Origin of the sequence: Roseateles sp. (assembly GCF_036486225.1) — a bacterium.
Classification (GTDB): domain Bacteria; phylum Pseudomonadota; class Gammaproteobacteria; order Burkholderiales; family Burkholderiaceae_C; genus Roseateles.
The window spans coordinates 1-11,238 of the sequence record NZ_DASVNZ010000284.1 but is presented as its reverse complement, the minus strand read 5'-3'; the positions used below and the strand labels follow the sequence as shown (position 1 = coordinate 11,238).

Here is an 11,238-nt window from a genome sequence, read left to right as displayed (position 1 = left end):
ACCTTGCCGCGCATCCCGTCGCCCAGGCGCAGCGTGCCGGCCTCGGCGTCGAGCTCGTAGGCCGTCGCGTCGCGCGCGACGTCGGGATCGGCGCTGAGCGCGCCCAGGTCGTCCACGCGCGTCCACGGCTGGTAGCCGCGGCCGGGCGCTTCGACCTCGATCTGCAGGGTGGTGGCATCGACGGACCCCATCGGCAACGGGAACTGCTGATCGGCCGCGCCGGTCGACACGCCGAGCACCCGACCGGTCACCGTGGCGCGCTGGTCGATCTCGATCGCATTCACGCCGATCCATGCGCGCGGCAGATGCTGGACCGACGCTGCCTGGAAGGACGCGCCCGCCGCCGTGGCCGCCGCGCCCGCAGCCGCCGAGGCGGCCGACGCCGCGAAAGCCGCGGACGCTGCGAGGGCCACCGACGCGGCGGAGGTCATGGCGTTTGCGGAGGGTCCGGGTTGTGGCCGCAGGCGCAGCCAGGCCACGAGCCGGTCGGCGCGCTCCGGATCGTCGAGCCGCGGCGGCGCGTCGCCCACGCCGGCCTGCGGATTCAGACCGACGTCGTTCTTCGGCGCCCAGATCTGGCGCTCGTCGGGCATCTGCAGACGCAGCGTGCCGGCGCGCGACAGGCCGTTGCTCGTGTCGGTGCCGGGCTGCACCGGCAGCGTCAGGTAGTCGGTGTCGAAGTCGGTGCGGCCGCGGGTGGTGATCTCCCACAGCACCGGGATCGGTGTCGGCGCGGTGACGTCCTCGAAGAGCGTCGGCGGCTTGAGTGCGGGCACCACGCCCATCGACAGCAGCGGCGGCAGCGCCGCGTCGCCGCCGCCGAGCGCGGACTTCACCGCCTTGTTGACGGCCTCCTGCTGGTCGGCCTGCGGCGCCTTGGGCGCGAGCAGCGCGATCCACAGCGCGCGGTCGGCGCTCTGTGCGAAGACGTCGATGCCGTCGGGGACCGCGCGGCCCTGCGCGAACACGGGCGTGGTCTCGTACGCCTTCAACGAGCCGCTGAGCCGATGGATACGGGCCAGCCCCTGCAGCACGTCGCTGCGGCGTGCGGTCTCGGTGCTGCTCAGACGGCGCTTGATGTAGGCCTCGCCGGTGATGGGCAGCACCGTCGTCTCCGACAACGTCTCGAACGGCATCGGCGCCTTCAGCGAACCGCCCGGCGCCAGCGTGTGGGCGCCGCGCTCGGTCTCCTTCGCGAAGGCCAGGCTCACGATGCCGCGCGCCGGCAAGGCGGGCTTCAGGCCCAGGCCCAGCAGCTTGAGGAACACCAGCCGCTGGCGCTCAGGGATCAGGTTGGCGCGATACAGCAGCGCATCGCCCAGCCAGGCGAACAGCTCGATCAGCGTGCGGCCGGGGTCGCCCAGGCGCGGGTTGGTCCACTCCGGCGTGTGCGCCGGGATGCGCGCGAGCAGCTCCTCCACCAGGTCGTCGAAGCGGCGGTCGTCGAGCGAGGGGGGCAGGATAGCCATGGCGTCAGCCCTCCAGGTCCACGGTGACGTTCATCGCGCCGGGCTCGCCGGTGCGGGCCAGGCGGTACGCGATCTCCACCCGCACCTGGCCGGGCGCGCCCGGCACTTCCCAGACCTCGACCGCGTCGAGCAGGATGCGGCGTTCCCAGCGCGCGAGCGAGTCCCGCACGAGGTCGCGCATCTCCCGCCGTGTCGCGATCGTGTTGGGCTGGTGCAGCAGGCGGTCCAGGCCGCCGCCGAACTCGGGCCGCATCAGCTGTTCGCCGGGGCGGGTGCTGAGGATCAGGCGCAGCCCGTCGCGCACGCTGCGCGCCAGGTCGGGCCAGGCCAGGCCGCCGTCGTCGCCCGGGAGCGGCAGCAGCGGCCAGCCGATGAGTGCGGAGGTCATCGCGTCACTCCTGCGGCGGGATCTTGGGGAACGGCAGGCAGATCTTCATCGCGAAGAGCCAGCCGAAGAACAGGTTGAACAGCGAAAGGAAGATGTTCAACACCAGGAAGGCGCAGATCGTGATGATCGGGATGTTGAAGCCGCAGATCCACGTCAGCGCGGGGTTGGCGGCCGGCGGCTTGGTGCCGTCGATCAGGTCCTTGGCCGAGCCCATCAGCACGCTCTGCAGCGACGGCGGCACCACGAAGGCCACGTTGGGCTTGAGCGCGGCCAGCAGCTGTTTGTCGGCCGGGTCGGGCAGGGCGATCTGCACCGGCGGCGCGCCGGCGCCTTCGTACCAGGCGGCGATCACGAAGGACTCGCTGGGCGCGCTCCAGACGACGCGCGCCGGGCAGGGGCCTTCGGCCTTCAGCCGCACGAAGGCGCGCAGCTGGTAACGCGCGTCGGGCTCGTCGAAGCGGCCGGTCTTGGCCTTCATCGCCGCGAAGCGAGAGCGCATCGCGGCGTGCATGGCGTTCAGCAGCTGCTGGGTCTGGCCGGGGCTCATCGCGGGCCACACCTCGGGCATCTCCACCGCGCCGTTCACGTTGCCCTGCGCCAGGATCAGCGTGTGCGCCTTCGTCAGGAAATCGTCGGCGCGCACGGTGCGCCGCGGCCATTCGCCGTTGCGGCGCACGAGCGTGAGCTCCAGGGGATGCAGCGCCTGGAGGATCGCGGCGCCAGCCGGTCCGAACGCGTCGAACTCGCCCGCCAACTGGCGCAGCATCAGCACGAAGCGGACCAGGACGGTGCTGGCGCCGGGTTGTTCGCTCTCTGCGAGCCAGCCGCCGCTCAGGTTGTCGCCGACCCTGGGCAGTGGCATCTCTTCGCCGCGCATCGCCTGCACGAGGTGCAGCCGGAAGGCCGATGACGAGGGCCCGAAGTCGAAGCCCTCGGCGGAGCCGAAGCTCGCATCCGTTTCGCTGATCTCACCGCTGACGGTGGGCACCAGGCCGTAGTACAGCGTCTGGCCGGCGTCGGCGCAGACGTCCGGCGGGGCGAGGTACAGCGGGATGGCCTGCTCCTCCAGCGAGGTGTCGGGACGCTCGCGCGAGAACGCGACGAGCTGGCGGTCGATGTCGGCCACGCCGGTGAGATCGCGCTGCGCGCGTTGCGCCGGCGTGGGGTCGGCGTCCGGGCCGCCGACGCGCGACATCGGCACCCAACCCCGGATCCGTCCGTTGGACTTCATCCAGCCTTCCGGCTGTCCGCCGGCGCCGAGGCGCCGCAGCACCAGGCCCGCCGCTTCGATCTTGGCGGGATCGACACGCGGCTCGCCCGGCATGTCGCACCAGGCCTCGACCAGCGCGAGGTGGAACTGCCGCTGGATCGGCTGGAAGAGCTTGAGCGTGCCGTTCTTGTTGGTGGCCTGCGCGCGCAGGTCGCGCAGCCGCGTGAGTCCGTTCGAGCCGCTTGATCCGCTTGATCCGCTTGATCCGCCCGCGCCGCGCAGGTCGTCCAGCGTGGCCGGGATGAAGTCGTCGTCGCTGCGCTGCAGCAGCCACGGCTGCAGGCTGCGCGTGAGGCCGCGCGGTGCGCCGACGACGACAGGATGGTGCGGGTGGTTCATGGTCCGTTCCCTCACCAGACGTTGCCGGCGCCCGGCGTGTAGCTGCTGCTGATGACCGCGTTGGTCTGCAGCACCGCGCACTTCACGATGCCGGAGAAGTCCGACATCGCCGCGTCCACCTTCACCATGCCGGCCGTGACGTTGACCTGGCTGGCCTGCACCGTGACCTTGGCGGCGGCCTGCACCGTGATGCCGGAAGTCTCCAGCTTGATGCTGTTGCCGTTGCTGTCCTCCAGCGTCACCGTGCCCGGCCCGTCCTTGAGCGTCAGGCTGCAGCCGCCGGGGGTTTCCAGCGTCAGGGTCTCCTGGCCGCTCTGGTCGTCCAGCGTGACGACGATGCCGTTCTTCGACTTGATGCGCTTGTAGCGGTTGAGGCCGCCGCTCTCGATGTCGGCCGGCGCGGCGGCGCTGCCGTTCCACAGCCCGCCGAGCACCAGCGGATGGCGCGGGTCGCCTTGCGCGAAGACCACCAGCACTTCGTCGTCCACGTCGGGCACGAAGAAAGTGCCGCGGTCGTCGCCGGCGAAGGGCGCGACCACGCGCGCCCACATCGCGGCGTCCTGGCCGGTGGTGTCGTCGAAGGCGAGCAGCCGCACTTGCACGCGGTTGAGCCGCTCGGGATCGTCGATCGAGCTGACCTTGGCCAGTTGAGCGCCCGCGGCCCAGGGCAGCGGGACGCCGAAGGGCAGCGGAGAGGGCAGGTCGCGTTGCATGAGATCGCCTTGTGATGCCTCGTTGTGCGTCGTTGTGCGTCGTTGTGTTCCGGTGTGCCTCGTGCGGACTCAGGTCCCGAGGTAGGCGCATTCCGCGCTGAACTCGGTGCGGTAGCCCTGCTTCATGTCGAAGAGGTGGCAGGCGCGCACCACGTAGTAGGTGTTGTCGAACTGCGGCGAGACGCCGGCCAGCTTCACGCAGGCGCCGACGCGCAGTTGCGCGTTGCCTTCGGCCACGCCCTCGGCGCGGACGAAGCGGCGGGCGCGCTGGTCGAGCGCGGCCTCGGCGACCGCGCGTGCTTCATCGCTGCTGTAGACGGCCGGCGCGGCGAGGTGCTCGTTGCGATCGCCGAAGACTTCGCCGGCCCACGCGACGCCGGTGCGGCCTTGTCCCGGTCCCGCGTTGGCGACGGCGCTCGCCTCGCCCTTCACCGCGAAGCCGTCCTTCGCGTTCCAGCCCGCCACGCTCACGGCGGTCGGCTGGTCGGCGAGGTCGGCGGTGATGCGTACGCGCGCGAGCTGGCTGTAGAGCGTCAGTTCGATGGTGCCGCGCTGCACGTCCTTGCGCGGAGAGATCTGCAGCGCCGTGCCGACGACCTGCAGGTCCGCGTCGAAACGCGCGAGCAGCCGGCGCAGGAAGCCGAGGTCGGTCTCGTCGAGCTGCGCCCAGGTGCCTTGCGGCGCGGTGAGGCCGGCGACGGATGGTGTCAGGCTGAGTTCGCCGGCGATCGCGTTCACCACGTCCGCTGGCGTCATGTCGGTGTAGACCTTGCTGCGGCGCGCGCGGCGCGCGGCCGTCAGCCCGTCCTCGGCGAGCACGACGAGCTCCGGCGGCGCGCCGTAGTTGCAGACCATCTCCAGCGCGCTGACCTTGCCCTTGAAGATCTCGCGCGGCGTCGCTTCGTCGCCGGCATAGACGCCGAGTTCGGCGCCGAGCTTGAGCGACGAGCTGCCGTTGAACGCGAGCTCGGCGCGGCCGTCGCCGGTCGCCACCCAGTTGGTGATGTGCAGCTCCAGCGCGCTCATGCCGCCTTCGCGCTCCTCCATCTTCATGGACGTCATCAGCGTCGACAGGCGTTCGTCCGCCTGCCCGGCGATGCGCAAGGTGGGTCGGGCGCTGAAGATGGCGGAACGGCTGACGCTGGTTTCGGTCATGACGATGGACGTGGTTCAGAGATCGCAGAGGCGCGCGGCGCGTTCGGCCCTCAGCCGCAGCGCCTGCTCGATCTGCTCGCCGATGTCGGGCGCCGCGTCGGCGGCGGGGGCTTGCGGCCCGGCGCCGCGCTCCTGCGGTTCGCGTTCGATGTCGGCCGTGACTTCCTCGAAGGTGATGGGCATGACGGATCAACTCCCGAAACGGATGCGGCCGTGGAGGTCCGCGTTGGCGCCGACATTGGCGCTGAGACTGCCGCCGGTCTGCGCCACGGCGCGACCGCCGGGACTGAAGCTCGCGGACCCGGCGACGCGCGGCGCAGGCAGCAGGGCGGCGCGGGCGTCGAAGACGTCGACGTTGACGCTCGGCGGCGAGACACGCAGGTCGGCGAAGGCGGCGCCCGCCGTCGCCGTCAGCGACGCGCCCGCGCTCACACCGATGCCGGCACCGGCGCTGACACCGATCCCGCCGCTGATGCCGACGCCAATGCCGCCGCTGATTCCGCCGCTGATTCCGCCGCTGATCCCGGCTCCGATCCCTGCGCTGATGCCGGCGCCGCCACCGATGCCGATGCCCGCACCGGCGCTCGCGCCGACCGAGAAGTCCGCCGCCGCCGAGAGCGAGATGCTTCCACCCACCGACAGGCTCGCCTCCGCCCCGAAGCGCAGGCTGGCCGCGCCGTTGGCGCCCGCGATGGCGCGGGCCGCGCGCGGATCGCCGAGCGCGTTGGCGACGTCGGCCGCGCCGGCGCCTGGCGCGGCGCTGACGGGCTCCGGCTGCGCATTGCGGTCGACCGTCGGCGCGGGGCTCTTGCTGCTCTGGAACTCGACCTCCTGGCTGCCCAGCGTCAGGCTGATGCTGGAGCGCAGCGGCACGCCCTCGGGCGAAAAGAAGTCCAGCGTCTCCTTGAACTGCTCGACCACGCCCTTGAAGGCGTAGGTGCCCCATCCGAATTCGACCTTGGGCGCGAACTTCTTCGAGCCGTCCTTGGCCGGCTCCAGCAGCCCGGCGATGTTGGCCGTGACGTCGCGCACCGACGCGCCGGTCTCGGTCGTGTCGAAGATCAGCGTCATCGTCAGCTTGGCGGTGCTCTTCTTGACGAACTGGCGCGCGCCGTTGTTGCCGTTGCGGTCGTCGAACTCATTGCTGATCGTGTATTCGAGCGACGCCGGGTTGAACTGCACGTCGAACGCGGGCCCGCCGGCGCCGGTCCCCTCGAGCACCTTGAACGTGGCCGCGGCCACCGTCGGAGCGTCGGGCAGCCAGGGCATCACGCACCTCCCGCGTCGAGCAGGCGCAGCCCTTCGTGCGCCAGGTGCAGTTCCTCGATGCCGATGTCGGTGCCCTTGGCGTTGAGGTCGGCGGCCTTGAACTTCACTGGCAGGCAGCGATCCAGTCCCCAGGTCAGCACGGTCTGGCCCTGCGTGTCCTGCACGGCGATCTCGGCGGCCAGGCGGTAGGCGTAGCCGCCGCCGCCCACGGTCTGGAACCAGCGGAACAGGTCGCGGCTGCGCGTGAAGCCGCGCTTGAGCACCACGGTGGCGAAGCTCACCGTGCCGGCGCGCTGCGTGGCGCCGTAGTTGGCGCCGCCGGCCTTGATCAGCTTGGGCTCCATCGTCGCTTCCAGGCCGGTGCAGTCGGAGAACGCGCCGCCGCAGACGTCGACGGGGCCGCTGCCGGTGCCGACCCGCTTGAAGGTCACTTCGAAGCGGAAGACGTGCAGGCCGATGAAGAGGTCGTCGGCGCTCATGCGGCCTCCCGTTGCAGGACGGTGGCGCTGGCCGAGCCGGCCGCCTGGCCGAGTTGCAGGACGACGGTGATGCGCTCGATCGACATCGCCGGGCGCACGCGCACGTAGGCGACGAGACGCCCGGCGTCGAGGTCGTTCTGCGTCATCGTCGAGCGGTCGCAGAGGACTTCGAAGGCCTCGGACATCGAGCCGCCGTTGAACGCGCCCTCGCGCCAGAAGCCGGCGAGCAGGTCTTCGAGCGTGCCGCGCAGATGCGCCCAGAGCTTGGGGCCGTTGGGTTCGAAAACGGCGCCGTCGCCGGCGCGCCGCGCGGCTCGCAGGATGGTGCCGATGAGGCGGCTCGCGCCGCCGAATCGCCACGGGTCCATCGCGGAGGTCGTGACGTCGGACTGCAGTGCCCAGCCGTCCGCGCCCGGCGCGAAGACGCACACGCGCTGCGCGAGCCGGCCGGCTGGGCTGTCGTCGCCCAGCCCCCAGGCGGGCATCGGCTCCGCGCCGCCGAGATCGCGCAGCAGCGGTAGCGACAGGTCGCCGGCCACGGAGCGGAAAGTGCCTTGCGCGATCGCGCCCTGCGCGATCAGGCCGGCGAGCACGCCGTCCGCCGGTTCCAGGCCTTGCGGCAGGTCGACGCCCGCGGCGCGGGTGCGCAGCCACGGCCAGGCGAGTTGCGAGAGCGCCTCGGCGGGGCGGCCTTGCGGGGTGTCTTCGTCGAAGGCGCTGCGCAGGATCTGTGTCTGTTCCAGCCACGTGCGCGGATCGGCCTGCGCATGCAGACCCTTCGCGGCGAGGCTGCCCGCGAGCGGCAGCGGCAACGCGGCCAGCAGCATCGCGGCGCGTTGGCGGCGGTCGAGGAAGTCGCGTGCGTCGCGCAGGGCCTGGCGCCAGCGCGCATAACCGGCGTCATCGAGCCGCGGCGCGGGGATGCGCAGCAGCGATGCGTCGCGTGGTTCCGGTGCTTCCACGTCGCAGGGCGCGAAGCCTTCGGGCTGCGGCGCCGCAGGGCGCTCCGGATCGGGCGGCGGTGGCACGGTGGCGAAGGCGTCGGGCAGGTCGGGCAGCAGCAGGAGACTGTCGTCCTGCAGGCCGTAGAGGTGCTGCATGCCTTGCCAGGTGGCGGGGTCGTGAGGCGCGAAGGGGTTGGCCGAGGGGGCCATCGCCGGCAGCAGCAGCGCCAGGCGCGCGGCCCGTTGCGCGGTGCGTTGCGCGGCGTCCTCGAGGTAGGGCCAGGGATCGCCGACGCGGATCACGATCGCGCGCTTGCCGCCGCGCGCGAAGAAGCTGCGCACCGCGGCGCCGAGGTAGGTGGCGCAGCGGCGCGGTGTCGTGCGCGTGGGGTCGATGGGGTCCAGCGGATCCGGCGTCTCGGGCGTGTCGAGCGGGCGCTCGTCCCATGCATAGAAGCGGTCGAACAGGTGCCAGCTGTCCAGCACCAGCGGGAGGTTGAGCAGGGCCTCGACCTGCGCGGCCGGGCGCGCCCACGGGCCGGTCACCCAGCCGCCCGCGTCGAGCTGCGTGCGCAGCGCGTCGGGCAGCGGTCTGCCAGCGCGGCGGCCGACGAAGCCCACGAAGCAGGCGACGTCGGCGCGCTGCGCATCAGGCGGCGCAGCCGGGGCGGCAGGTTCGAAGACGAGGCTCATGGCTTTCCTGCTCCCTCTCCCGCTTGCGGGAGAGGGTAGGGGTGAGGGCCAGCGGCGGTGGCAGTACGGCAGATCACACCGTCAGCTCCAGCGCTTCCGCCGACAGCACGACTTCTTCGATCGCCACGTCCCCGCCGCCCTTGCCGGCCAGCGTGGGTCCCGTGTACTTCATCGGGATCACGCCGCGCAGCACCCAGGACTGGACGGGCTTCTGCGCCTCGTCGAGCAGCGTGACGGTGACGCTCTTCTGCGCGGCGGGGCCGTTGACCCGCGCCTCGCCGATCCAGTCGAACAAGGTCTTCGAGTTCAGGATGCCGCGCTTGAGCGTGACGTCCGAGACCTTGTGCACGCCGGCGACCTTGCGGACGTGGTTCTCCTTGTCGTTGCCGAAGCGGTACTCGGCCACGGTGAGCTCGGTGCCCAGCCCGGAGACGTCCGAGAAGCCGCCGAAGACCTCCCCGCCGTCGAAGTTGACGAGGAAGTTGAAGGCGCCGTAGGGCGTGGTGCGGTTGGCCATGGTGGGGTGCTCCTAAGCGTCAGGGCCCGGGGTCAGGCGGCGTCGGCCGTCTTCTGGCCGATGCGGAAGATGACGAACTCGGCCGGCTTGATGAGGGCCACGCCGATCAGGCAGACCAGGCGGCCGTTGTCGAGGTCGTTCTGGGTCATCGTGCTGCGGTCGCAGCGCACGAAGAAGGCCTGCTCCACCGTGCTGCCCAGCAGCGCGCCGTTGCGCCACTCGTTGTAGAGGAAGTCCGAGATGGTCTGGCGCACGTTGGCCCAGAGCCGCTCGCCGTTGGGCTCGAAGACGGCCCACTGCGTGCCGCGATCGATGCTGGCCTCGAGGTAGTTGAAGTAGCGCCGGTCGGAGACGTACTTCCACTCCGGATCGCTGGAGACCAGCCGCGCGCCCCAGACGCGGTAGCCGCGCCCGCTGAGGTAGCGCAGGCAGTTCACACCCAGCGGATTGAGCAGCTCCTGCTGCGCGAAGTTGACGTCGGACTCGAAACGCAACGCGCCGGTGACGACCTCGTTGGCCGGCGCCTTGTAGACGCCGCGCTGGATGTCGTTGCGCGCGTAGATGCCGGTGACGAAACCCGACGGCGGCAGCGCGATCTCCTTGGGGATGTCGTCGCGTCCGGGCCGCGACAGCGGATTGGCGACCACCACCCAGGGGTAGTAGAGCGCCGCGTACTTCGAATCGACCCGGCCGCGCGCGACGCGCATGTCGCCGGGTGTCTGCGCGGGCGCGCTGTCGAGCACGGCGATGCGGTAGGCGCGCCGGCGTTCGGCATGCGCGATCAGCGCGTTCTGCACGGCCTGCGCTTCCGCGTAGGCGCTGCTGCCTGGCGCGGCGACGATGGACACGTCCTCGATGCCGGACAGGGTCGCGAGCGCCGCGGCATAACTGCCGGGTGTGGTCTCCGCGCCGAGCACCGGCGCGACGCCGTCGCTGCCCGCTTCGCTGCCCACGCCGCTGCCCAGCGCGAGCACGCGGCGGCCGTCGGCGTCGCCGGCCACGGCCGGCAGCGCGCGGATCGCGGCGATCAGTTCGAAGCCGTCGACCGCGTCGCCGATGTCGGCCCACACCGTGTTGATGAGCGCGTCCGCGCGGCTCGCGGGCGTCCTCGCCAGCACGGCGCCTATCCAGCGCGGATGCGTCGGAGTCAGGCCGATGTCCTCCCAGGTCTGCGCGCCGCCGTCGGCGTCGATCACGTCGAGTGCCAGCGTCACCAGGTTGGCCGTCGCGCCCGCGCCGCCCGGGATGTCATCCGGGCCGAGACCCGCCAGCGACAGCGCCCCCGAGGCCGAGTCGGTCCAGGTGGCGCCGCTGCCGGTGTAGAGCACCTCGGGGCTGCCGTTGGGCGTGACCGCCAGCACGCTGCCCGCCGGCGCCGTGCCCATCGTGCGCAGCGTCGCGGGACGCCGCGCCTCGCGGAACAGCACCCGGCCGTTGTAGGCCGCGCCGGGGAAACGCGCGCGGATGAAGGCGCCTTCGGCCGGCGTGCCGCCGGGGTCGCGCAGCCGTCCCGCGGCCGTGCCGGCGGTGTTGAAGGTGCGCACGACGTAGAGCCGCGAGCCGCCGTTGTCGAAGTACGCCCGCACCGCGTGCGCCACGAAGTTCAGGCGTCGCCGGGCGTCGGTGACGTCGCTCAGCCCGAGGTCCTCGAGGCTGCCGTAGACGTGCTCGAAGTCGGTGAGGCTGGTCACCATCTCCGGCACGCCGTCGACGGGGCCGCGTCGCGTGGGGCCGACGAAGGCGGTGGTGCTGGTGCCCACGCCCTCGATGGACTTGGCGCGGAAGCTGGTCTCTTCGACGTAGACGCCGGGTGCCAGGTATTCGGGCATGGCCTATCTCCTTTGCCTGAAGGCGCATCCGCGGACCGGGCCGCGGTGGGAATCGCCGTGACGAACATCTCGCGGGGCCTTCAGGAGTTCCTTCATGGCAGTGCGAGGGGAAGGGAAAACGACTGGGACCGGCCGGCCGCCAGCGCCACGTCCAGCGTGGCACTTGGCAACGT

10 protein-coding genes and 1 pseudogene are annotated in these 11,238 nt (G+C 71.7%); all 11 read right to left on the bottom strand.

From position 1 onward, the window contains the following. Positions 1 to 1,469: pseudogene (locus VF536_RS18615) on the bottom strand (putative baseplate assembly protein); the annotation flags it as partial. A 4-nt stretch (positions 1,470 to 1,473) separates the two neighbouring features. Next, positions 1,474 to 1,857, bottom strand: a complete 384-nt coding sequence (locus VF536_RS18610) for a GPW/gp25 family protein (RefSeq protein WP_331616352.1) — start codon at positions 1,855 to 1,857, stop codon at positions 1,474 to 1,476. A gap of 4 nt (positions 1,858 to 1,861) precedes the next feature. Further along, positions 1,862 to 3,466 carry a hypothetical protein gene (locus VF536_RS18605; RefSeq protein ID WP_331616351.1) on the bottom strand — a complete coding sequence of 535 codons (1,605 nt, stop codon included), beginning with the start codon at positions 3,464 to 3,466 and terminating at the stop codon, positions 1,862 to 1,864. 11 nt (positions 3,467 to 3,477) lie between these two features. Then, on the bottom strand, positions 3,478 to 4,179 hold the full coding sequence (locus tag VF536_RS18600) for a phage baseplate assembly protein V (protein ID WP_331616350.1): 702 nt from the start codon (positions 4,177 to 4,179) through the stop codon (positions 3,478 to 3,480). 69 nt (positions 4,180 to 4,248) lie between these two features. Continuing rightward, positions 4,249 to 5,334, bottom strand: coding sequence for a hypothetical protein (locus tag VF536_RS18595; protein WP_331616349.1), 1,086 nt, complete (start codon positions 5,332 to 5,334; stop codon positions 4,249 to 4,251). A gap of 15 nt (positions 5,335 to 5,349) precedes the next feature. Beyond that, a complete protein-coding gene (locus tag VF536_RS18590) occupies positions 5,350 to 5,517 on the bottom strand; it encodes a hypothetical protein (protein ID WP_331616348.1) in 168 nt (55 codons plus the stop codon). A gap of 6 nt (positions 5,518 to 5,523) precedes the next feature. Beyond that, positions 5,524 to 6,603, bottom strand: a complete 1,080-nt coding sequence (locus VF536_RS18585) for a hypothetical protein (RefSeq protein ID WP_331616347.1) — start codon at positions 6,601 to 6,603, stop codon at positions 5,524 to 5,526. Continuing rightward, on the bottom strand, positions 6,603 to 7,082 hold the full coding sequence (locus tag VF536_RS18580) for a phage tail protein (RefSeq protein WP_331616346.1): 480 nt from the start codon (positions 7,080 to 7,082) through the stop codon (positions 6,603 to 6,605). Before VF536_RS18580 ends, VF536_RS18585 begins: the two co-directional genes overlap by 1 nt. Continuing rightward, on the bottom strand, positions 7,079 to 8,719 hold the full coding sequence (locus tag VF536_RS18575; RefSeq protein WP_331616345.1) for a phage tail protein: 1,641 nt from the start codon (positions 8,717 to 8,719) through the stop codon (positions 7,079 to 7,081). Before VF536_RS18575 ends, VF536_RS18580 begins: the two co-directional genes overlap by 4 nt. Positions 8,720 to 8,792: 73 nt before the next feature. Continuing rightward, positions 8,793 to 9,236 carry a phage tail protein gene (locus VF536_RS18570; protein ID WP_067275125.1) on the bottom strand — a complete coding sequence of 148 codons (444 nt, stop codon included), beginning with the start codon at positions 9,234 to 9,236 and terminating at the stop codon, positions 8,793 to 8,795. A 32-nt stretch (positions 9,237 to 9,268) separates the two neighbouring features. Continuing rightward, positions 9,269 to 11,065 (bottom strand): phage tail sheath family protein, encoded by a 1,797-nt coding sequence (locus VF536_RS18565; protein WP_331616343.1) that lies wholly within the window; start codon positions 11,063 to 11,065, stop codon positions 9,269 to 9,271. Positions 11,066 to 11,238 lie beyond the last annotated feature (173 nt).